Below are 22,318 nucleotides of genomic sequence, written 5' to 3'. Positions count from 1 at the left end.
GATCAAGACCCGATCTCGCGTGATGATGGGGCCGCAGCACTCGGCGCCCTTGGGCATGGTCAGGAACTGTTGGATGTGTCCGCGCTGAGACCACGGACGCACGCCCCTGACGGGACTGAGCCCGGTCACGAAGCCGCAGCGCGGGGCGGCGGATGCTCAATCGTCCACCGGCGCTCGATGTTCCGGTCCGGCGGGAACACCGGGTACTGAAGCGCGTACTGGGGGGCCGAGTGCTCTTCTCCGGCCCAAGGCCTCGGCTGGCGAGGGCTGTTCGGCTTCCAGTGCAGCCACGGGTCGTGGCGGGGATGGTGGATGACGAACTGGTCCGCCACGTCATAGGCGACCTCAACCAGGGCCATGCCGACGGCTCCCTCGACATGCAGGAGGTGGTCCGTGCGCTTGCGCGGGTCGGTCAACTGCTCGGCCGGGCTGGGAAGGAACAGGAGCCGGTGCGGGTCCAGGGGCAGCATGATGTCGCTCTGGGCCACGGCGAGAACCTGATCGTCCGCGTCGGGACGGTTCCATACGACCACAGGGACGTCGCTGGTGAGCAAGCACATGTCGCTGAAGCCCAGCCCCCAGGGGCGGTTGTACAGCACGAGCGCCAGGATGGCGATGTTCTCGACGATGTAGCGAAGGTGGGGGTTGTTCGCGGTGATCCAGGCGATGTTGTCAGGGACATCCGCCTCTTGCACGGACGGCGGCTGAGTATGGGCGAGGCGCTTGCGCTGGCGCGTCGTGCGAAGGATCTGCGCGGCCATCCACCAGGAAAGAGCGCCGCGTTGCTCGGGCGTGAGCGGCCAGTTCGGTGTCAGGGCCCAGTCCTTGTCGTCGAGGATCACCTTGAGGACGGCCTCGGCATTGCCCTCCAGAGCGGTGAACAACTCCTCGCATTCGTGATGGGGCACGCCGTCGATGGTCGTACCCCAGTAGAAGCCGCGTTCGGCGCCGATCGCGGTCGTCATCGCCGGGAATGCCTTGTCGGGGTCGTCGAGGCGGCGTACGCGCAGTTCGTACTGCCGACGTGCGGCCAGTGAACAGCACACCGCTCGGTATCCGTCAGCGATTTTGTCCCGTGGTGTCCGTGACCTGGGCTCCGAGCAGCTCTGAGAGTTCATCTCAATTGGTGAGTCTGCGGTAGCAGATGAGGGTGCAGGCAATGCTCGTGAAGGCGAGGAAGTGCTCGGCTTTGCGCTCGTAGCGGCGGTGGAGGCGGCGGCAGCCTGCGAGCCAGGCCATCGTGCGTTCAATGGTCCAGCGGTGGCGTCCCAGACGCTGCGAGGTCTCGATGCCCTTGCGGGCGATGCGGTGTCGGATGCCCCGATTGGATAACCATCGCCGCAGGTGGGTGTAGTCGTAACCCTTGTCGGCGTGGAGTTTGCCGGGCTTGCGCCGACGGGGACCTCGGCGCGAGCGGACCGGAGGTATGCCCTTCACGAGAAGGACCAGCGCCTGACTGTCGTGGAGGTTGGCGCCCGAGATTCCGACGGACAGGGGCAGACCGGTCCGCTCGGTGATCAAGTGGATCTTCGAGCCGTACTTGCCCCGGTCGGCAGGATTCGGACCTGTCAGCTCCCCCTTTTCAGGGCCAATGCCACGTAGTTAAGCCCTGGTCGGGTTCGTCAACAGTGTTGGCGCTGGCGGTTGGGGCTGGTCGTGGTGGATCCACGAGGCTGTGAGCATGTAGGTGCCGTGATCCGGTTTATGGAGGAGCCCTTCTCGAGCCCACCGGCTCAACTGAGCGCAGAGGCTGTGGAAGTTGGGGTATTGAAGGGCGTGGGCGATCTCGCGCACGCGCCAGGTCCGGTATGGGTCGGTGCGCAAGAGCTGGAGCGTGCGGTCTTTGGTGCCGGTCCTGGCCAGTGCGGCGCTGGGAGCCCGCGAAGCTGTGTCCCCGCCTCCGGAAGCGGTGTGCGTGTCGTGGGGGCGGTGGATGCTGATCGCCAGATGCGTGATGCTCTGGCTGTTCAACGGTCGGCATTCGGTTGGGCTGAGGGGGTAGCGAGACAGCGGGCACTTCACCCTGCGGGCGCTCATGCGCGGGCGGCGCCTGGGGAGCAAGGCGGTCAGGACGGCGCTCGCGAGGACGCCGGCCGTGTCGGCAGTCTCGTCGGCGGGCAGGACGCCGGCAGCGGTGATCACCTGATCGCGGGCGGTTTGGAGGGCAACGGTGAAACTTGCCCGGTCCGGGTCCGTGCCCGGGGCGGATTCCGTGGCGTCCACCATGGCCCTGCGCAGTACCTGGTAGAGCGTGAGGAGTGCCCAGACCTCCTGTTCGAGTCCGGATGGGTCGCAAGAACGCAGTACTCGGCCGGTGAGCAGGGTGTGGCGTAGGGCGTAGAAGGCCGATTCGACTTCCCAGCGTTCGTGGTAGAGGCGCGCCAGGGCCTCGGCGGGGTCGGTGCGGTGGTCGAGCAGGGTGGTGGCCAGCCAGTAGTGGTCGCCGATGTGCTGTCCGTCGCTGGTGGTGACGGTGATGTGGGCTTCGATGATGCGGAGCTTGAGTCCGTTGAATCGGGTCAGGAACGACCCGTCGGGCAGGGTGGCCAGCACGGCTGGGCGGCGGCGGGGGTTGAGACGGACCAGGAGTTGGGCGCCGGTGTCGGAGACGGAGGCGAGGAACGCGTCGGCGTCGAAGCCGCGGTCGGCCAGCAACAGCATCTTGGGCGTCAGCAGTGGCATCAGCCTCGTGGCGTAAGCCATCTCGCCGGTGACAGCCGGGCCGAAGACCGCGCCGAGCAGGCCGCGGGTCCCTGTTTCGCACAGGGCCATCAGGCGCAGGGCCGGGTAACCAGCCGTACCTCGGTGACGGCGGACCTTGTCCAGAAGGCCACGGATCTGGGGCTGGTCGGGGGCCTTGAGGGAGCTGCAGCCGTCGAAGGCGACGGTCCGCCACCGCCGGTAGCACACGCCGGGTGTCGTGGGCTGGGCCAGGGGGCCGGCCAGCACCTCGAACAGCTCTTTCATCGGCGCAGGTCCCAGACGGCGGCGCAGGTCCCGAAGGCTCTTTTCCGACGGGCGTCGCAGAGGGAGTCCGTGCAGACCGGCGGTGAGCTTGTCCCACACCCGGGCGTATCCAAGGGTGGGGAACAAGCCCAGGGCCAGGAGGAAGTACACCCCGACCCGCGAGGGGAGAGCTGCCGCAGCCGTTGCTGGACCCTACGCGTCCGCGCCAGCACGTCATCGACGAGCTCGAAGGGGATGTACGGAGTCAACTCGCCGAGATGGCCGGGAGCGTAGACGCCTGCGGCGACTGTGACGGTACGGGTGAGCACCATGGTGGCAGACTGACAGGACACGGGGCCTCTCGTAAGCGGAAGATCTTGGTCGGTCTCCCTGCTCTACCAGAGGCCCCGTTTGTTCATCGCCGCCCATCCCCAGCCATGGCGACAGGAGTTGACGAACCCGACCAGGGCTTAACTACGTGGCATTGTTTTCAGGGCCCGCACGTTCACCGAGTCGATCGCGCAACGAGACCAGTCCAGGTCACCGCGGGAACCGAGTTCGTCCAGGACCAGGCGGTGCAGCTTGGCCCACACCCGTGCCTTCGTTTATTCGGTGAACCGGCGGTGAGCCGTTGCCCCGGACGGTCCGAAGGATGCTGCGGGCAGTTGCTGCCACGTGCAGCCCGATGTCGCCACGAACACGATCGCGGCCAGCACTTCACGGTCGCCGTGCCGGCGCCGGCCGCCACCCTGGGGACGCGACGGAGCCTCCGGCACGACCCGCTGGAACAACTCCCACAACTCGTCCGGCACCAGCCGCTCAATGCTCGACCCCGACTTGTCGACGCTGACGCGCAGGTACTCGCGGGTGGTGAGCGTCGCTGTGGCTGTGGTCATCGGTCACTTCCTGACCCCTTCCAGGGTAGCGACAAGAACGGGGTTTTAGCGTGTACGGCGCGATGTGGGCGGCGGCGCTGGTGGCCGCCGCGTTCACCGCGCCGACCGTACGGTCGGCCCTGGACACCGCGCTGACGGTGATCCCGGCGAGCAGCCGCCTGTCCCGGACCGTACGCCGCGTGCTTTCGCTCCACGAGTCCCAGCTGTCCTGGGAGGACACACTCACCACCCTCGCCGAGGAGACCTCCGGCCTCGGCTGGATCCACACCATCCCGAACGCCGCGGTGCTGACCGCCGGACTGCTGTACGGAGACGGCGACTTCACCCGCACGATCACCCTGACCGTACGAGGCGGCCTCGACACCGACTCGAACGGCGCCACCGCGGGCTCCGTCACGGGCGTCCTGGGCGGCGCCACCGCGATCCCCCCGCAGTGGAAGGACCCCCTGGAGAACAGGGTCCGCAGCGCGGTGTTCGGCTTCGACGGCGTACGGATCAGTGAACTGGCCGAGCGGACGGTGCGGTTGGCGGAGCTGGGCGCGTGAGCACCTCGTTACGCTGCCCCAATGACCCTTCCTCCTGACTACGCCACGTACATCGCCGGTCTCCCCCGTGTCCTCGTCGGTGCCGCCGCGCTCATCCGCGACGCCGAGGGCCGTGTGCTGCTCGTGGAGCCCAACTACCGCGAGGGGTGGGCGCTGCCCGGCGGGACCGTCGAGTCCGACGACGGGGAGACTCCTCGGCAGGGCGCCCGCCGGGAGACCGCGGAGGAGATCGGCCTGGATCTGGAGATCGGCCGGCTGCTCGCAGTGGACTGGGTGCCGGGTGCCGGACGTCCGCCGATCGTCGCGTACCTGTACGACGGCGGTGTTCTGCGCGAGGACCAGTTCAAGGCGATCCGCCTCCAGGAGGAGGAACTGCTGTCCTGGCGTCTCGTGGCGCGCGACCAGGTCGGCGAGTACCTGCCGAGCGCCACGGGGCGGCGGGTCCTGGTCGCCCTCGACGCACTCGCGGAGGGAGCGGGAACGGCCGAGCTGGAGAACGGCCACCGGGTGGCCTGACGACGGGTGTTGACCGTTTCGGCCAAACAACTTCCTGAAAATGGTCCCCAGTTGTCACTCAGGCACCTATTCTAACTTTCAAGTGCGCCCGGGTGATCCTGCCCCGCACACCTCGTCCCAGAGCTGGGGCACCCCTGCGCATGCCCCGAGAACAGGCAGCTGAGGTCATGGAACCACTCGGCCCAGACGATCCCGAGGAGCTAGGTCCCTACCACCTTCTGGCGCGGCTCGGCGCGGGGGGCATGGGACAGGTCTATCTGGCCACGTCCTCGTACGGACGGGCGGTCGCGGTCAAGGTCATCCGCCCCGAGAAGCTTGCGGACCGGACCTTCCGTATCCGTTTCCGTCGTGAGGTGGCGGCCGCGCAGGCAGTCGGCGGCAGATACACGGTGCCCTTGGTGGACGCCGATCCGGATGCCGCGACGCCCTGGCTGGCCACCCCCTACATACCCGGGCCGACCCTGGAAGAGGCGGTCGCCGAGCACGGGCCGTTACCGGTGCCATCGGTGCTCGCGCTGGGAGCCTGCGCCGCGGAGGCACTGCTCGACGTGCACTCGGCGGGACTTGTGCACCGCGACCTCAAGCCGTCCAACGTGCTGCTTGCTGCCGACGGTCCGCGCGTCATCGACTTCGGTATCGTCCGGGCGAACGACGGCTATGACCTCACCAGCGCCGGAACCATTTTCGGGTCCCTCGAGTACATGTGTCCCGAGCAGGCCACCGGTGCTCCGACCGGGCCGGCCGGGGACATCTTCTCCCTCGGATCGGTGCTCACGTACGCCGCGTCCGGTCACGCCCCGTTCATCGGCTCCGCGGCGGCCACCCTTCTCTACCAGGTGGTGCACGACGCGCCCGACCTGACGGGCGTACCCAAGCCGCTGGACGAGATCATCAGCCTGTGTCTCGCCAAAGATCCACGTCACCGGATCACTGCCGACCAGCTGTACGCGGGCTGTGCGCCCGGCGGAGTGGAGCAGATAGTGGGGCGCGGCTGGCTGCCCGCGCCGGTGGCGTCGTCGATCGCCCGACGTACGGCAGCCTTGAGGGTTCTCGACACCCCGTCGCGCACTCCATCGCGCAACCGGATCCCGGTCTCCGCCCACCGCAACGGCCCTGCGCCGCGCGCGTACGACCGGTATGGGGCGCCCTCCACCCCGTCCACTCCGCCTCCACACCACACCTACGACTCCGGCCACGTGGCCGAGGCTCCCGCCATCCCCCGGCCCCGGGAACCAGAACCCGCCGCCTCCCCCGCCCATCGCCAGACCCCTGCGCGACGCCGCCTCTCCCGGCGCACGATTCTCACCGCGTCGGCGGCCACCACCACCGCCGCCGTCGTCAGCACCGCCCTGCTGATCACGCGGAAGGACGAGGCGGACGGGCAAAAAGCCGCGGAACCGCTCGGCCCGGCTCCGCGGCCGCTCTGGACGTACCGCAGCGATCCGCTGGTTCAGGCACCGGCCGTGTTTCAGGGCGGGTCGGCTTTGCTGAAGACCCGCCCGGGGAACATGGTCTGCCTCGATCTCAAGGACGGAACGCGGCCCAAGTGGGTCTACCGGGGCATCAGCCAGTCGCCCACCCCGGTCGTCAAGGCCCTCGGCGCCGCGGTCGCGCTGGGCGAGGGCGCGACGGTGATCGGTGTCGATCCGGACAAGGGCACGGAGCGCTTCACGTACGACTTCGGAGCGGATTTCCGGTTCGACACGCTGTTCGGCAAGATCAGTGACCGTGTCATCACCGTCTTCGGTCTCCGACTCCAGCGCCAGTCCGATGAGCAGGGTGTCGCGACGTCCACGAACACGGTCTTCGGCATCGACCTCGAGGCCGGCCGGGCCGAAATCACGCCCATCAGCCCCGAGGACGTCGGTATCCCGTTGGAACCGGTCGTGTTTCCCGACAATTTCATCTATGCCGACGGGTTTCGCAACGTGACGGCCCGGAACACCGACGACAGCGGTGTTCGGTGGAGGCATCCCGTCGGCTACGAACTCCGGCCGGGTCTGGCGGTGCTGGGCCGAACGGTCTTCGCCGTCGGCCGGGAACTCATGGCACTCCACCTCGCCACCGGCCGGCTCCGCTGGAATGTGCGCGCCGAACGCGGCCAGTTCGCCTCCCTCGGCGTCGCCGGCAACACGGTCTACGCAACCGGCACGGCCCCCTCCGGGGTGTACGCCTTCAACGCGGCGAACGGCTCCAAGCGCTGGTTCTGCCCGACCCCGCGCCTCAACACCGACCACCCGATCGTCGCGGGCCCCCGTGAGGTCTACGTCCCGGCCTTCCGGAACGGCAACGGCTTCTATGCGATCGACGCCGCTCGGGGCACGCTCCTGTGGAACTTCACCGACGGCGTGGAGACCGGCGTCCACGACTGGCAACTCGCCAGCGACGGCGCCGGGCACCTGGTGGCCCACCATTACGACCGGACGTACGGCGTGCCGACTCCCTGACGGCGCCATGGCGATATCCGTTGGCTCCGCTCGGACGGGGCTGCCTACCCTCGACTTATGGACAAGCCTCTCGTCGCGATTCTCAGCGGGGCCGGAATCAGCACCGACTCCGGCATCCCCGACTACCGCGGCCCGAACGGACTGTGGCAGCGGGACCCGGAGGCCCAGAAGCTCGTGACGTACGAGTACTACATGGGCGATCCGGAGATCCGGCGGCGGTCGTGGCAGATGCGGCGGAAGAACCGGACGCTCCAGGCCGAGCCGAACGCCGCACACCGGGCGGTGGCCGAGCTGGAGCAGGCAGGAGTGCCGGTGCGGGTGATCACGCAGAACGTGGACGGGTTGCATCAGCTGGCCGGCCTGCCCGCCCGCAAGGTGCTCGAACTGCACGGAACCGCACGGACCGTGGTGTGCACGGGCTGTCAGGCGAAAGCCCCGATGGAGGACGCCCTGGCGCGGGTCGCGGCGGGTGAGGACGATCCGCCGTGCCTGGAGTGCGGCGGGGTCCTGAAGTCGGCGACGGTGATGTTCGGCGAGCGGCTCGACCCCGTGGTCCTCGGTGAGGCGGTCGCCATCACCAAGGCCTGCCAGGTGTTCATCGCGGTCGGGACCAGCCTCCAGGTCCAGCCCGCGGCGGGGCTCGCCGGTCTCGCCGCCGAGCACGGGGCGCGGCTGATCATCGTCAACGCCGAGCCGACGCCGTACGACGACCAGGCCGACGAAGTCGTACGGGAGCCGATCGGGACGGCCCTGCCGGAGCTGCTGCGCAAGATCTCCGCTTGATTGCCGCCCTGACCTCTGGTTGACGAAGCGGTCAGGGCGGGCGTAGCGGCCGGCCGACTAGAAAAGCCCGGCGCCCCGTTCGAAGTCCAGCAGTCGCTTCTTGCGGTCCAGGCCGCCGCCGTAGCCCGTGAGGCTGCCGTTCGCGCCGACCACCCGGTGGCAGGGCACGATGATGCCGACCGGGTTCCTGCCGTTGGCGAGGCCCACCGCGCGGGAGGCCTTGGCGTTGCCGAGGGCGTCGGCGAGTTCGCCGTACGAGCGGGTCTCGCCGTAGGGGATGCGGCGGAGCTGTTCCCAGACCGTGCGCTGGAACGGTGTGCCGTCGAGGCGCAGGGGCAGGTCGAATTCCTTCAACTCGCCCGCGAAATAGGCCTTCAACTGGTCGGTCGTCTCGCCGAAGGGCGTGTCGTCGGGTGCGCCGAAGGTCTCCTCCGGTGGGCGGTGGCGCTGGTCGGTCATGTAGAGGCCGGACAGGACGCCGTCGGTGGCGACGAGGGTGAGGGCGCCGTAGGGGCTGTCGATCACAGTGTGCTGTTTCACTGAATGTCCTTTGGTGACTTATGCATGCTTGTAGTGGCTTCTGCTGGTCTGTAATGGCTTATACGGGAAGGAAGTTGATCGGGTGGTCGCCGGTCGCCCAGAGATACTGGACGGCGTACGCCCGCCAGGGCTGCCAGGCCGCGGCGCGGGCCGTGAGTGCGGCGGGCGTGGACGGCAGGCCCAACTCCTCGGCCGCGCGCCGGACTCCGAGGTCGGTGGGCAGGAAGGCGTCGGGATCACCGAGGGCGCGCATCGCGATGACGTCGACGGTCCACGGGCCGAAGCCGGGCAGGGCGAGCAGCCGGGCGCGGGTCTCCTCCCAATCGCTCTCGACACCCAAGTGGAGGGATTCGTCGGCGAGTTGGCGTACGAGCGTGGTGAAGGTGGTGCGCCGTGTGGCCGGCATCGCGAGCGAGGCGGGGTCGAGCGCGGCCAGTGCCTCGGCGGAGGGGAAGAGGTGGGTGAGGCCGCCTTCGGGGTCGTCGACCGCCTCTCCGTGCGCCGTGACCAGGCGTGCGGCGTGCGTACGGGCGGCGGCTGTGGACACCTGCTGGCCGAGCACCGCGCGGATCGCGAACTCGGCCTCGTCGACCGTACGCGGCACCCGGCGGCCCGGCGCCTTGTCGACGAGCGGAGCGAGCAGTGGATCCGTACGCAACTGGTCGTCGACCGCGACCGGGTCGGCGTCGAGGTCGAGCATGCGGCGGCAGCGGCTGATGGCGACGGTCAGGTCGCGCATGTCGCTGAGGCTGAGCCGGCAGCCGATGTGGTCGGACTTGGGGGTGAGCGCGACGACGCCGTGGCCGTAGGGCAGGCGCAGGGTGCGGCGGTATGCGCCGTCGCGCCATTCCTCGACGCCGGGTACGGCGGTGGCGACGAGATGACCGAAGAGGTTGTCGGGGTTGAGCGGGGCCCGGAAGGGGAGGCGTAGTGCCAATACCCCTGGCGTACCGGGCGAGTTGGCGCGGTTCTTGGGTACCCGGGCGCGCAGTTCGCTCGGTGCGAGGGCGAAGACCTCGCGGACCGTGTCGTTGAAGGTGCGGATGGAGGAGAAGCCCGCCGCGAAGGCGATCTCGGCCATCGGGACCGGGGTCGTCTCGATGAGGAGGCGGGCTGTGTGGGCGCGCTGGGCTCGGGCGAGGGCGAGCGGGCCTGCGCCCAGTTCGGCGAGGAGCTGGCGTTCGATCTGCCGGGTGCTGTAGCCGAGCCGCGTCGCGAGACCTGGGACGCCCTCGCGGTCCACGACTCCGTCACCGATCAGCCGCATCGCGCGGGCGACCAGGTCGGCGCGCTGGTTCCATTCGGGCGAGCCGGGGCTGGTGTCGGGGCGGCAGCGCTTGCAGGCCCGGAATCCCGCCTGCTGGCAGGCTGCCGCGCTCGGGTAGAACGTCATGTTCTCCGGCTTCGGCGGCACGACCGGGCAGCTGGGCCGGCAGTAGATCCGGGTCGTCAGCACCGCGGTGTAGAACCAGCCGTCGAAGCGGGCGTCCTTCGACTGGACGGCCCGTACGCAGCGCTCGGTGTCGGTGTGCATGGCGTTCCGTGTCCCGTTGTACGTCCCGTTCTGCATGCCTCCAGCATCGGCCATGGTCATGGCGGTGGCTGGCGAGAATGCGACATGTGGTTGGGGCTGCCGCCAGGCTCGACGCGTCCGCGGTGCCTGCGCCATGGCGGCCGTCCCCCAGGCCTCCTCCTCATCCAGGACTACGGGCAGGTGAGCGCGTACTGCGTTCTCAGTACACGGCATTGTCGGCAGGCGCACGACGACAGGAAGGGCCGTATCCCAGGAGTCTTGGGGACGTTCCCGAGACCAGATGTGGAGACCCCTGACCCCATGGCTACCTTCCTCTATCGACTGGGCCGCATGGCCTTCCGGCGACGCTGGTACGTCGCCCTGCTGTGGGTGGCGGTCCTGGGCGCCCTCGGCCTCGGTGCTGCCAAGGCACCCGCCGCTCCCGACGAGGGCATGTCGATGCCCGGCATCGAGTCCCAGCAGGCGTTCGACTTGATGGAGGAGAGGTTCCCCGGCTCCACCGCCGACGGTGCGACGGCCCGGATCGTCTTCGTCGCCCCGGACGGGCAGAAGGTCACCGCGGCCGAGAACCGGTCCGCGATCGAGGAGTTCGTGGACGAGGCGTCCGCCGGCCGCGAGGTCGCGAGCGCGGCGAACCCCTTCAAGGCGCAGGCGGTCAGCAAGGACGCCACGACGGCGTACTCGACCGTCAACTTCAAGGTGAGCGCCGACAAACTCGGTGACGCCGACAAGAAGTCCGTCGAGGACGCGATCGACGAGGTCCGGGACGCGGGCCTGACCGTCGAGGTCGGCGGCGACGCGCTGGCCGGCCAGCCGGCAGCGGGCGCGGCGGCCGAGGCGATCGGTATCGCCATCGCGGCCCTCGTACTGATGCTGACCTTCGCCTCGATGGCCGCCGCCGGGCTTCCGCTGCTGACGGCGGTGCTCGGGGTCGGCGTCAGCATGGCCGCGATCACGGCCCTGGCCGGCACCTTCGGTCTGTCCGGGACGACCGGCACGCTGGCGATGATGCTGGGGCTCGCGGTCGGCATCGACTACGCCATGTTCGTCGTCTCCCGCTATCGCGAGGAGCGCGCCAAGGGCCATGCGCCGCAGGAGGCGACGGGCCTTGCCACCGGCACCGCGGGTTCGGCGGTCGTCTTCGCCGGCCTCACCGTGGTGATCGCGCTGGCCGGGCTGTCCGTGGTCGGTATCCCGATGCTCACCAAGATGGGCCTGGCCGCGGCGGGCGCCGTCGTCGTCGCCGTACTGATCTCGCTGACCATCGTCCCCACGCTGCTCGGCTTCTGGCCGAACGCCGTGCTCTCGCGTGGCACCCGCAAGAGCGGAAAGACCAAGGAGGGTGGCGAGCACAACGGAGGCAGCCGCTGGGCCCGCTTCGTCCTGCGCCGTCCCGTCACGGTGCTGCTCCTGAGCGTCGTGGGCCTCGGTGCGGTCGCGATACCGGTGACGGGGCTGCAGCTGGGTATGCCCGGAGCCGAGGTCAAGTCCACGTCGACCACCGAGCGCCGCGCGTATGACGCCCTCGCCGACGGCTTCGGTCCCGGCTTCAACGGGCCGCTGACCTTCGTCGTGGACGCCAAGGGGGCCGATGATCCCAAGGCCGCGGTGACGACGATCTCCGAGCGGGTCGGTGCCACGAAGGGGGTCGTCTCCATCTCGCCGGCCCAGTTCAACCCCGCGGGCGACACCGCGGTTTTCTCCGCCGTCCCGAGCACCGGGCCCAGCGACAAGGCGACCAAGGATCTCGTCCAGTCGCTGCGCGACGAGCGCCCTGGTATCGAGACCGCGGGCGACGGGGCTTCCTTCCAGGTCACCGGCACCACCGCGGTGAACATCGACGTCGCCCAGAAGGTGCAGGACGCGCTGATCCCGTACCTCGTGGTCGTGGTGGGCCTGGCCATCGTGCTGCTGCTGGTGGTCTTCCGGTCCATCCTGGTGCCCCTCAAGGCGGCCCTGGGCTTTCTGTTGTCGGTTCTCGCGGCTCTCGGCGCAGTCGTCGCGGTCTTCCAGTGGGGCTGGGGTGCCGAGCTCCTCGGGGTCACCGAGACGGGTCCGATCATGAGCCTGATGCCGATCTTCCTGGTGGGCATCGTCTTCGGTCTCGCCATGGACTACGAGGTCTTCCTGGTCTCCCGGATGCGAGAGGCGTACGTCCACGGGGACCGGCCCGCGCAGGCGGTCGTCTCCGGATTCCGCTACAGCGCCCGTGTGGTCGTGGCCGCCGCGCTGATCATGATCGCGGTGTTCTCCGGATTCATCGGGGCCGGCGAATCCATGATCAAGATGATCGGGTTCGGGCTGGCCATCGCCGTCCTGTTCGACGCGTTCGTCGTCCGCATGGCCTTCGTCCCCGCCGTCCTTGCCCTTCTCGAGGACAAGGCCTGGTACCTGCCCCGCCGGCTGGACCGGCTGCTGCCCGACATCGACGTGGAGGGCGAGGCCCTCACCCTCCGGTCCCCCGCCCTCACTTCGGTCCCGGCCGAACCGGCCGACCGGGAAGCGGCGCGCGTCTGATCCCCCGGACCCGCGCCCGAGGGCCGCCCGCAGTGGACGCGCGCGGCCCTCGCCGGCCGCTCCGACGCGACATCGTCCACGATGGTCCCCAACCCTCTGACCGGAGATCCGATGAGCATCGACTTGGACCTGGAGCGGTACATCGAGCGCCATCCGCGTGCCGCCGACCTGGTGGCATCCACCGCGCTGTTCTGCTTCACCGTCCTCGGCGGCACGCTCAGCCTTCCGGAGCACGACCAGCCGGACGAGCTGACGCCCGTCGCACTGCTCGCGGTCGTGACCTGTGTCGTCCTGCTGTGGCATCGCTCTCACCCCCGCACCGCCGTCGTCGTCGCCATGGTCTGTGTCATGACCGCCGGTGGTCTTGGCTACATGCTCAACCCCCTCTTGATGGCACCGGTGATGGCGGCGCTCTACTGGCTGGCCGCCCTCACCGACCGCAGGACCACACGCGTCTACCTTTTCGTCGCCATCGCACTGCTGCAGATCACGGTGGTGGTCGCCAACCGCGCCGACATGCCGCTGGTCCTGCAGACGCTCGCCCCCACCATCTGGGTGCTGCTGCCGGTGGCGGCCGGCAGCGGGGCCCGGATCCGCCGTGCCTATCTGGATGCCGTGCAGGCCCGTGCCGACTACGCCGAACGCAGCCGCGAGGAGGAGGCCCGCCTGAGGGTCGCAGAGGAGCGCATGCGTATCGCGCGTGAGCTGCATGACGTCGTCGCCCACCACATGGCGCTGGCCAACGCCCAGGCCGGGACCGCCGCCCACCTCGCGCGCAGCCACCCCGACCAGGTCCAGAAGATCCTCGACGACCTTGCCGGTACGACGTCCTCGGCCCTGCGCGAACTCAAGGCGACCGTCGGCCTGCTGCGCCAGGCCAACGACTCCGATGGTTCGCTGGAACCGGCCCCCGGACTCGCCCGGCTCCCCGAACTGACCGCCGCCTGCCAGACCGCCGGCATCAAGGTCACGGTCACCACCGAGGGCATTCCCCGGCCGCTGTCACCGGGAGTGGACCTGACTGCCTTCCGCATCGTGCAGGAAGCTCTCACCAACGTCACGAAACACGCCTCCGCGAAAGCGGCGTCCATACAGCTCGAGTACGCCCGGGACCGGCTGACCCTCACCGTCACCGACAACGGAACGGCCACGGCTCCCGCAGCCGCCGACGCCCCGGCCGCCGGGCGCGGCTTCGGCCTCGTCGGCATGCGAGAGCGGGCCCAGTCCGTCGGGGGCGAGCTCTGTGCCGGCCCTCGCCCCGAAGGCGGTTTCGAGGTCACCACCACACTGCCCCTGCATCCCCAGGACGCCCAGAACGCCCAGAACGCCCGGGACACCCGCGACGCAGCACCGAAGGAACAGACCACATGACCATCCGCGTACTGCTCGCCGACGACCAGGCCCTGCTGCGGGCGACGTTCAGGATCCTGATCGACTCCTGCGAGGACATGGAGGTGGCCGCCGAGGCCACCGACGGCAGCGAAGCCCTCGACCTCACCCGCGTCCACCGCCCCGACGTCGTCCTCATGGACATCCGTATGCCCGGCATGGACGGTCTGGCCGCGACAGCCGCCCTCTGCGCCGACCCGGACCTGTCCGCGACCCGCGTGCTCATCCTCACCACCTTCGAGACCGACAAGTACGTCGCCCAGGCCCTGCGCGCCGGAGCGAGCGGTTTTCTCGGCAAGGACGTCACGGCGGACGCGCTCCTCGACGGCATCCGCACCGTGGCCGCCGGCGAGTCACTCCTGTCGCCCGTGGCCACCCGCAGCCTCATCACGCGTTTCCTCACCACCCCGGAGGCCGGCCCCCATCTGGCTCCGCCCGAACGCCTCGCCGCACTGACCGTCCGCGAACGCGAGGTGATGGCTCTGGCCGCCGAGGGCAAGTCGAACGCGGAGATCGCCGACGTCCTCGTCCTCAGCCCGCTGACCGTCCGCACCCACGTGCAGCGCGCCATGACGAAGCTGGATGCCCGAGATCGCGCCCAACTGGTCGTCATCGCCTACCAGTCCGGGCTCGTGCGCCCTGCCTCCGGCGGTTGAGCGGGTGGGTTCGTTGTCGGGTGCGGGTGCATTGTGGTTGCTCGCGCCCACGCGGCGGAGCCGCACAGTGTCACGCCCCGCGCCCCTTAGGTGCGTCGTAGTCCGGGTTGTGGCCAAGGCGCAGGTTTTTAGGGGCGCGGGGAACTGCGCGACAAGCCACGAGGAACCCGCACCCGCAAACGAACCGCAATCCACCACCCCTGTAGGCGCCCCGCTCAACCGCCGGAGGCAACCCGCCCAAGAAGCCGAAAGCCGGAGGCGCTGGCATTGTTTGAACAGCGGCAGCCGTCTCGTCCCGAGGTGACCCATGCGCCTACTGCTCGTCCACCCCAGCGCCCTGCTGTACTCGGAGATCTTCCTGAGGCTGGAACCACTCGGTCTTGAACGAGTGGCCGGCGCCGCCCGCGACGCAGGTCATCAGGTACGAGTGGTGGACCTCCAGGTGCTCGACCACGCGGATCTGCGGTCGGAACTGGCGTCCTTCCAGCCGGAAGCGCTCGGCATCTCGCTGAACTACCTCGCCAACATTCCGGAGGCCATCGAGATCGCCGAGTGGACGAAACGGGCCGTGCCCGGCTGTTTCGTCTTCTTCGGCGGCCACAGCGTCTCCTTCGTCGCCGAGGACGTGCTCGCCCAGGCGGAGGGCGCTGTCGACGCGGTGGTCCGCGGGGAGGGCGAACCGGCCGTGGCCCCGCTGCTCGAAGCGGTCCGTGACGGCGGTGTGGACGGCGTCCCGGGCGTGGTCACCGCGGACGGCCACGGGCCCGCCCCGCAGCTTCTGCACGGCATCGACACGCCGCGACCGGCCCGCGACCTCATGCGTCACCGCCGCCGGTACTTCATCGGGGAACTCGACCCGTGCGCCTCCATCGAGTTCACCCGCGGCTGCCCCTGGGACTGCTCGTTCTGCTCGGCGTGGACCTTCTACGGCCGCAGCTACCGCAAGGCGTCCCCGGAAGCGGCGGCCGACGAGCTCGCCTCCATCAAGGAGCCGAACGTGTTCATCGTCGACGACGTCGCCTTCATCCGCCCCGAGCACGGCGATGCCATCGCCGCGCAGGTGGAACGCCGGGGGATCCGTAAGCGCTACTACCTGGAGACCCGTAGCGACGTGCTGCTGCGCCACACGGAGGTCTTCGAGCGCTGGGCCCGGCTGGGGCTGAGCTACATGTTCCTCGGCATGGAGGCGCTCGACGAGGAGGGCCTTGAGCTGTATCGCAAACGGGTCAGCCCGGACGAGAACTTCCACGCCCTGGAGACCGCCCGCAAACTCGGCATCAGCGTCGCCATCAACCTGATCGTGGACCCGGCCTGGGACGAGGAACGCTTCCGGGTCGTCCGCGAGTTCGCGCTGTCCGTACCGGAGATCGTCCACCTCACCGTGATGACGCCGTATCCGGGTACGGAGATCTGGCACACCGAGTCGCGCCGGCTGACCACCCGCGACTACCGGCTCTTCGACATCCAGCACGCCGTCGTGCCCACGGCACTGCCGCTCGACGTCTTCTACCGGGAGCTGGTCCGCACCCAGGCCGTACTGCACCAGAAGCACCTCGGTCTGCGCACCGCCTTCGGCGCGGCACGCGTCCTCGGCCGCAACCTCGCCCACGGCCAGACGAACTTCGCCCGCATGCTGTGGAAGTTCAACCGGGTCTACAACCCGCAGCGACAACTCGCCGACCACGCCCGCCCGGTCCGCTACGAACTGCCCCTGCCCCCGCACACCGCCCTCGGCGACCGCCGCCAGCTGTACGTCCACACCCGGCCTGCCGCCCACGCCAAGCCGCCCGGGCCGCAGCACTGACCGGCCGCGAGTCCCGGAACAGGGTCCGGTATGCCGGTCGCCGTCCTCGCCTCACTCGCCGCGGGCGCCTGCTTCGCCCTGGCAGGAGTGCTCCAGCAGCGGGCGGCCAGCGCCCGGCCCGCCGAGGAGGCGCTCTCCTGGACCCTGCTCAGCCATCTGGTCCGGCGGCCGCTGTGGCTGTCCGGGATCGCCTTCGCCTTCATCGCCTACGGGTTCCAGGCCCTGGCCCTGTCCTCGGCACCGCTCAGCCTGGTGCAGCCGCTGATCGTCTGCGAGCTGATCTTCGCGGTGCCGCTGTCCGCGCGGCTCAGCCGCAAGCGGCTGGGCGTTCGGGAGTGGATCGGCACATTCGCGGTGGCGGCCGGTCTGGCGCTCGCCCTGTCCACCGCACGGCCGCACGGCGGCAGCTCGACGGACGCGGATCTCGGCCCCTGGCTGATGACGCTGGGCTCGGTCTGCGGGGTGACGATCTGCGCGCTGGTGGCGCGCCGGTTCGTGAGCGGTACGTGGCGGGCGTCTCTCGTGGCCCTGGCCGGCGGAGCGGTGATGGGTTTCCAGTCCGTGCTGCTGACCATCACCGTCGCGCACGTGGAACGGGGCCTGCTCGCGCTGTTCACGGCCTGGCAGACGTATCTGCTGGTCATCGCCAGTTTCACCGGGCTGCTGCTGATCCAGAGCGCTTTCCAGGCGGGGCCGCTGGCCGCCACGATGACGGTGATCGACGCGACGGAACCGGCCGTGGCCATCGCGACCGGCACGACGTTGTTCGGGGAGTCACTGAACCACGGATGGCCCACGTCAGCTTTTACGGTCCTGGGTGTGTGCCTCACGGTCTTCGGGATCGTACGGCTCAACTCGTCGCCCTTGATCGCCGCGCTGCATCCACGCGGGACGCACCGTTCCTCGCCTGCTGACGGTTCCGGCGGCGGGCGCGCCGCTGCCGAGCACACGACGGACTTCCGGCCGTAGCGCGCACCCTCCTCCCGTCGTGGTGGGCGTCGACGGCCACCAGGTCGGGCTCACATGCGGCGTGTGGCCGATCCGATGGCCGCCGCCTCGTGCCAGACCGGCAGCAGGTCCTCGGCGAACACCTGAGCCCAGGTGGGGTGCCGGTGCCGGGCCGTGGCGACCGCCCGCTCCCCCACCACACCGCGCAGCTCCGGTCGCGTCACCAGCTCGGTCAGCACCTGCGCCCAGCCCTCCGCGTCGTCGTGCCGTACGACCAGGCCGTCCCGCCCCGGCCCGGCCAGCCACTGCGTGGTCCGGGCACCCGCGGGCAGCACCACGGGGAGGCGGCAGGCCATCGCCTCGGCGACGACATTGCCGACGGTCTCCGTCCGGGACGGGAAGGCGAACACATCGCATCCGGCGTACACCCGGGCCAGCCACTCCTGGGGCTGCGGCCCGAGCAGCGTCACGTCGGGGCCGAGCAGTTCCGCGACCCGGCCCCGGTCGGCACCCGTGCCGACCATCAGCAGATGTACGGCATGCCCCTGACGTCTCAGCCGGTCCACCGCCTCGGCGAGCAGCGGGGCACGCTTGGAGGCGTCCACGCGGCCCACGAACAGGATGAGCGGCCGGTCCACGGGTACGCCGTGGGCCCGGGCGAGGGCGCCGCGGGCCCAGGGATCGGGCCGGAACCGCTCGCGGTCGATGCCGCGCCGCAGCTGGGAGACCCGGTCGGGGTCCGTCAGCGCGGTGATCTCGGCGCGGTCGTTCGGCGAGGCGACCAGCACCCGGTCGCACATCCGGATCAGCCGGTCGCGCCGCCGCCGGGCCAGCCAGGCGACCGCCTCCGGCGCGCCCCCGCCGGGGAACCGCCCGTCCATCCAGGCCAGGGCCGGGGTCCTGCCGAGCATCTGCTTCAGGTACACGGACGCCAGGGCAGGGACGTCCGTGTGGAGCGACCCCACCACACCCGGTCGTGCCGGTGTCCTGCCCCGGTCCGCGCGACGGACCAGGAGGGCCGCCGTCGAGGCGAAGGCGAAGGTGTGCGTGAGGTGCCAGACGTCGTGACGGGGCAGCAGCCTGGACAGCCCGGGGTGGAAGGGCGCGAGATCGACGATGTCGACTCCGCCGATCGCGGGCATCAGGGCCGCCGTGCTGAGCACCGGCCGCAGGCTGACGAACCGTACGCGGGGCGACAGCGGCTCCACGCCCTCCCGCTCGCCGAGGACGTACACGGTCAGGTCGATACCGGCGCCGGGCCCGGTGTGCCCGGCCGCGGCTTCGGCGAAGTGCTCCCAGCACTTGACGTGACCACCGGACGCGCCGTTCCTGAGCAGTTCCACGAGGACAGCGACGGAGGGGACAGGGTGGTGCGCCCGGCCGGTACCCGGAAGCCCGTACGCCTCGGCGAAGGAAAGTCCGGAAGGTCCCGAAAGCCCGGAAAGTGAATCACCCATGGCACTCGTAGTACCCCTCGGCCTGCGCTTCCTACCAGGGATTGGGGCAGGGGGCGCGAGCGGCGACGTACGACTGCCCGTGCACGGGCCGGGCGGGCAGGGCGGTCTCTTCGTACACTGAGCCCGGAGTACCCCGTCACCAACCGACATATGGCTTCACCGGTTGCAGAGGACGACTACCGTGCCCCACAACTCATCCCCCACCGACTCCGAAGCCACCGCGCCCATCGGCACCACGGCCGGGACGGACCCGGACACCCACCCGCACCTGGCCGATGCGGCGGCACCCAGAACGAGCGTGGCCCTGGTGACGGGCGCCTCCTCGGGCATCGGCGCCGCCGTCGCACGGCGCCTGGCGGCGGAGGGCAACTGGCACCTCGTACTCAACGGGCGCGACCGGGCGCGGCTCGAGCGAGTCGCCCAGGACCTCGACCAGAGCGCCAACGACACCTCGGCCGCCGCCTTCCCCACGGATCTGGCCGAGCCAGGGGCGGACCGACGGCTCGCCGAGTATGTCCTGGACTCCGCAGGCCGGGTTGATCTGCTGGTGGCCGGGGCCGGCATCGGCTGGGCGGGGCCGTTCGACACCATGCCGCCGGGGGCCATCGACGAGGTGTTCTCCGTCGACGTCCTGGCGCCGGTGCACCTGGTACGGCTCCTGCTGCCGGGCATGGTCAGCCAGGGCACCGGCCGGGTGGTGCTCATCGGCTCCGTCGCCGGCTGCCTCGGGGTCCGTGACGAGGCCGTCTACTCCGCCGCCAAGGCCGCCCTCGGCACCTTCGCCGAGGCGCTCCGCTACGAGTTGCGCGGCACAGGCGTGGGCATCAGCCATGTCATGCCCGGGGTCGTGGACACCCCGTTCTTCGAACGACGCGGCGTTCCGTACATACGCTCGCGCCCCAGACCGGTACCGGCCGAACGAGTCGCCGAGGCCGTCTGGCAGGCCATCACCCACAACCGCGACGAGGTGTACGTGCCTGGCTGGCTCCGTCTGCCCGGCCGGCTGCACGGCGCGGCACCGGCGCTGTACCGGCGTCTCGCGGCCCGGTTCGGCTGACGCTGCTGCGCGGCGAGCAGGGATGGACGTCACCAAAGTCGGCACCCTGAACCGGACCGGCTGTGTGATCGGCGCAAGCATCGCGGGACTGTGCACCGCGCGCGTGCCGGGTTCGGTCAGCGGGGCAGCAGGCCGTCCAGCTCGGCCGTGAACAGCAGGGAGGGGTCGAAGCCCATCCCCGTGAAGTGGCCGGCGAGTTCCAGGGACAGCACGCCGTGCAGCCGGGTCCAGAAGGAGAGGGCCCGGTGCAGTGCGGCGGGCGGGGCGGAGTGCCCGCGTGCCCACTGGCGGTGGTGCTCGAGGTGGTCGCCGAAAGCCGTCGCCGTGCCCGTGCCCGCCGAGTCCTCCGAGTCCGCGGACGCTGCCGCGCATGCGTCGAGCAGGGTCGACATGATCTCCGACGCGAGCGCGGTCACGTCGTCGGGAGCGTGATAGCCGGGGACGGGCGTGCCGTAGATCAGGAAGTACCTCTGGGGATCTTCGAGGGCCCACCGGCGCAGCGTGTGCGCGAGTCCGGCCAGGTCGGCGCCCTCCTCGCCGGCGGCGCGGAACGCCGTGGCCTGGCTGCGGTACGCGTCCCTGATGAGCTCGGTGATCAGTTCGTCGCGACTGCCGAAGTACCGGTAGAGCGCCGGGCCGCTCATGCCCATCCTCTTGGCGATCGCGTTGAGGGACAGCGCGGACGCCCCAGCGGTGGCGATCTGCTCCCACGCCCGCTCCTTCACTTCCTCGCGCACCTGCGTCCGGTACCGCTCGCGGGGGGTCTTCGAGGTTCCCGTCATGGCCGCCTCTCTGTTGCTTGCATGCTTGCAGCCCCTTCTGGAGTTAGAACCTATCACTGCCGCCATGGCCTCTAATTAAATTTCACGCCAGGCCTTGACGGACCCGGCACACCTCTCGCAAGCTAGTTACAGCTTCTAACGTAGATAACAGCTTCTAACACCCACATCACATCCCACCGCATTCAACGGAGGTCGTCATGAGCGTCGGAGAACTCGTCGAGGTGGTCCTGCCGGGCAAGGTCGAGCCGGACGGGCTCGAAATCCGGCACGGATCCGTGCCGACGGCGGGCGCGGGACAGGTCCTGATCCGCATGGAGGCGACCGGAGTGTCCTTCGCCGAGCAACAGATGCGCCGCGGCCGGTACTACGACCAGCCGCCATTCCCCTTCGTGCCCGGCTACGACCTCGTCGGGACGGTTCTGGCGGCCGGCGCGGGTGTGCAGCCCAGCCTGGTCGGCAAGCGGGTCGCCGCGCTGACGAAGGTCGGCGGCTGGGCGAGCCACGTCGCCCTCGACGCGGCGGACGTCGTGGAGGTGCCCGCCGGTGTGGGCGCGGCGGAGGCGGAGACCGCAGTGGTCAACGGCATCACCGCCTGGCAGATGCTGCACCGCAAGGCACGGGTGCGCGCCGGGCAGACCATCCTCGTCCACGGCGCCAACGGCGGTGTCGGCTCGCTACTGGTCCAGCTGGCACGCATCGCGGGAGTACGAGTGATCGGTACGGCGTCCGCGCGCCACCACGGCGCGCTGCGGAAGCTGGACGTGGTCCCGGTCGACTACCGGTCCGAGGACGTACCCGCACGCGTCCGGGAACTCGTCCCCGGCGGGGTGGATGCCGTGTTCGACCACATCGGCGGGCGCAGCGTGATCGACTCGTGGCGGCTGCTCGCGCCCGGCGGCACGCTCGTCTCGTACGGCAGCGCCGCGACCCGGGACGACTCGGGATCCAAGCAGTGGCCCGTACTGAAGATCCTTTGCCGGGTGTGGCTGTGGAACGGCCTGCCCAACGGCCGTCGCGCGTACTTCTTCAACGTCTGGGCCGGGCGGGCCTTCGCCAAGGACCGCTTCCGCGCCCGCCTGCGCGCCGATCTCAGCCAGGTGTTCGCCGCTCTGGAACGCGGCGAGGTCACGGCCCAGATAGCGGCGGAGCTGCCGCTGACCCGTGTCGCCGAGGCCATGCGGCTGGCGGAGTCCGGCACCGTCACAGGAAAGGTGGTGCTGGTGGCGCCGTGACTCGTACCGAGCCCGTGCACGTCGCCCTCCTCGACGGCGGCGACGGCAGCTCCATCCGCGGAGTCGCCGCCCGGTGACCTGAACCGGCCGGAACCATAACCGCCTTCCCCGACGCCGACGTTCTGGCTGAAAACCGGGCCCACGGTGTTGAACGGTTCACCCATGCTCATACAGCCGGGGCTACCGCCTGACGGAGCTCGACCATATGCACCGATACCGGTCTTCAAGTGCCTTTCTACGCATAAGGCCACCCGGCAGGGAAACCCGTG

At 69.9% G+C, this 22,318-nt stretch carries 15 protein-coding genes and 4 pseudogenes; 11 read left to right on the top strand and 8 right to left on the bottom strand.

Features of this window, described 5'->3' with window-relative positions:
- Positions 1 to 125: 125 nt before the first annotated feature.
- From ACGFNK_RS14145 to ACGFNK_RS14130, 4 genes and pseudogenes are all read right to left on the bottom strand, one after another.
- The gene (locus ACGFNK_RS14145; RefSeq protein ID WP_393415650.1) at positions 126 to 1,046 is read right to left on the bottom strand and encodes a DUF4238 domain-containing protein; all 921 of its coding nucleotides are present in this window, start codon (positions 1,044 to 1,046) and stop codon (positions 126 to 128) included.
- Positions 1,047 to 1,119: 73 nt separating this feature from the next.
- Positions 1,120 to 1,581: pseudogene (locus ACGFNK_RS14140) on the bottom strand (IS5 family transposase); the annotation flags it as partial.
- A 21-nt stretch (positions 1,582 to 1,602) separates the two neighbouring features.
- Positions 1,603 to 3,278 (bottom strand): annotated as a pseudogene (locus tag ACGFNK_RS14135) (IS4 family transposase).
- Between the two features lie 156 nt (positions 3,279 to 3,434).
- Positions 3,435 to 3,770: pseudogene (locus ACGFNK_RS14130) on the bottom strand (transposase); the annotation flags it as partial.
- 113 nt (positions 3,771 to 3,883) lie between these two features.
- Here ACGFNK_RS14130 and ACGFNK_RS14125 point away from each other — a divergent pair.
- From ACGFNK_RS14125 to ACGFNK_RS14110, 4 genes and pseudogenes are all read left to right on the top strand, one after another.
- A pseudogene (locus ACGFNK_RS14125) lies at positions 3,884 to 4,387 on the top strand (ADP-ribosylglycohydrolase family protein); the annotation flags it as partial.
- Positions 4,388 to 4,408: 21 nt separating this feature from the next.
- Positions 4,409 to 4,903, top strand: a complete 495-nt coding sequence (locus ACGFNK_RS14120) for an NUDIX domain-containing protein (protein ID WP_393415648.1) — start codon at positions 4,409 to 4,411, stop codon at positions 4,901 to 4,903.
- Positions 4,904 to 5,070: 167 nt separating this feature from the next.
- Positions 5,071 to 7,350 (top strand): protein kinase, encoded by a 2,280-nt coding sequence (locus ACGFNK_RS14115; protein WP_393415646.1) that lies wholly within the window; start codon positions 5,071 to 5,073, stop codon positions 7,348 to 7,350.
- Between the two features lie 57 nt (positions 7,351 to 7,407).
- Positions 7,408 to 8,133, top strand: coding sequence for an NAD-dependent deacetylase (locus ACGFNK_RS14110; RefSeq protein WP_393415644.1), 726 nt, complete (start codon positions 7,408 to 7,410; stop codon positions 8,131 to 8,133).
- 57 nt (positions 8,134 to 8,190) lie between these two features.
- Here ACGFNK_RS14110 and ACGFNK_RS14105 read toward each other — a convergent pair whose 3' ends face one another.
- Together ACGFNK_RS14105 and ACGFNK_RS14100 are read right to left on the bottom strand one after the other, a co-directional pair.
- Complete coding sequence (locus ACGFNK_RS14105; protein WP_393415642.1) at positions 8,191 to 8,673, bottom strand: methylated-DNA--[protein]-cysteine S-methyltransferase; 483 nt, start codon at positions 8,671 to 8,673, stop codon at positions 8,191 to 8,193.
- A gap of 58 nt (positions 8,674 to 8,731) precedes the next feature.
- On the bottom strand, positions 8,732 to 10,207 hold the full coding sequence (locus ACGFNK_RS14100; RefSeq protein WP_393416253.1) for an AlkA N-terminal domain-containing protein: 1,476 nt from the start codon (positions 10,205 to 10,207) through the stop codon (positions 8,732 to 8,734).
- 300 nt (positions 10,208 to 10,507) lie between these two features.
- Here ACGFNK_RS14100 and ACGFNK_RS14095 point away from each other — a divergent pair, with 300 nt between their 5' ends.
- The 5 genes from ACGFNK_RS14095 (at position 10,508) to ACGFNK_RS14075 (ending at position 17,542) form a co-directional block, all read left to right on the top strand.
- On the top strand, positions 10,508 to 12,724 hold the full coding sequence (locus tag ACGFNK_RS14095) for an MMPL family transporter (RefSeq protein WP_393415641.1): 2,217 nt from the start codon (positions 10,508 to 10,510) through the stop codon (positions 12,722 to 12,724).
- Between the two features lie 111 nt (positions 12,725 to 12,835).
- Positions 12,836 to 14,095, top strand: a complete 1,260-nt coding sequence (locus ACGFNK_RS14090; RefSeq protein WP_393415639.1) for a sensor histidine kinase — start codon at positions 12,836 to 12,838, stop codon at positions 14,093 to 14,095.
- On the top strand, positions 14,092 to 14,769 hold the full coding sequence (locus ACGFNK_RS14085; protein ID WP_393415637.1) for a response regulator: 678 nt from the start codon (positions 14,092 to 14,094) through the stop codon (positions 14,767 to 14,769). Before ACGFNK_RS14090 ends, ACGFNK_RS14085 begins: the two co-directional genes overlap by 4 nt.
- A 307-nt stretch (positions 14,770 to 15,076) precedes the next feature.
- Complete coding sequence (gene hpnR / locus ACGFNK_RS14080; RefSeq protein WP_393415635.1) at positions 15,077 to 16,573, top strand: hopanoid C-3 methylase HpnR; 1,497 nt, start codon at positions 15,077 to 15,079, stop codon at positions 16,571 to 16,573.
- A 30-nt stretch (positions 16,574 to 16,603) separates the two neighbouring features.
- Positions 16,604 to 17,542 (top strand): DMT family transporter, encoded by a 939-nt coding sequence (locus tag ACGFNK_RS14075; RefSeq protein ID WP_393415633.1) that lies wholly within the window; start codon positions 16,604 to 16,606, stop codon positions 17,540 to 17,542.
- Between the two features lie 50 nt (positions 17,543 to 17,592).
- Here the strand turns inward: ACGFNK_RS14075 and ACGFNK_RS14070 are convergent, their stop codons facing one another.
- Positions 17,593 to 18,978: a glycosyltransferase gene (locus tag ACGFNK_RS14070; RefSeq protein ID WP_393415631.1), complete on the bottom strand. Its 1,386-nt coding sequence runs from the start codon at positions 18,976 to 18,978 to the stop codon at positions 17,593 to 17,595.
- Positions 18,979 to 19,204: 226 nt separating this feature from the next.
- Between ACGFNK_RS14070 and ACGFNK_RS14065 the strand changes: the two genes are divergently transcribed.
- Positions 19,205 to 20,035: an SDR family NAD(P)-dependent oxidoreductase gene (locus tag ACGFNK_RS14065; RefSeq protein WP_393416251.1), complete on the top strand. Its 831-nt coding sequence runs from the start codon at positions 19,205 to 19,207 to the stop codon at positions 20,033 to 20,035.
- A gap of 116 nt (positions 20,036 to 20,151) precedes the next feature.
- Here ACGFNK_RS14065 and ACGFNK_RS14060 read toward each other — a convergent pair whose 3' ends face one another.
- A complete protein-coding gene (locus ACGFNK_RS14060; RefSeq protein ID WP_393415629.1) occupies positions 20,152 to 20,817 on the bottom strand; it encodes a TetR/AcrR family transcriptional regulator in 666 nt (221 codons plus the stop codon).
- Positions 20,818 to 21,014: 197 nt separating this feature from the next.
- On the opposite strand from ACGFNK_RS14060, the gene ACGFNK_RS14055 reads away from it, so the two are divergent.
- Positions 21,015 to 22,049, top strand: a complete 1,035-nt coding sequence (locus ACGFNK_RS14055; RefSeq protein ID WP_393415627.1) for a medium chain dehydrogenase/reductase family protein — start codon at positions 21,015 to 21,017, stop codon at positions 22,047 to 22,049.
- Positions 22,050 to 22,318: the final 269 nt, after the last annotated feature.

It is taken from the genome of Streptomyces sp. NPDC048825 (assembly GCF_043198355.1).
GTDB classification, from domain to species: domain Bacteria; phylum Actinomycetota; class Actinomycetes; order Streptomycetales; family Streptomycetaceae; genus Streptomyces; species Streptomyces xiangluensis.
Note: the sequence above shows the minus strand (reverse complement) of the source record. Positions and strands in the feature narration are given on the sequence as shown.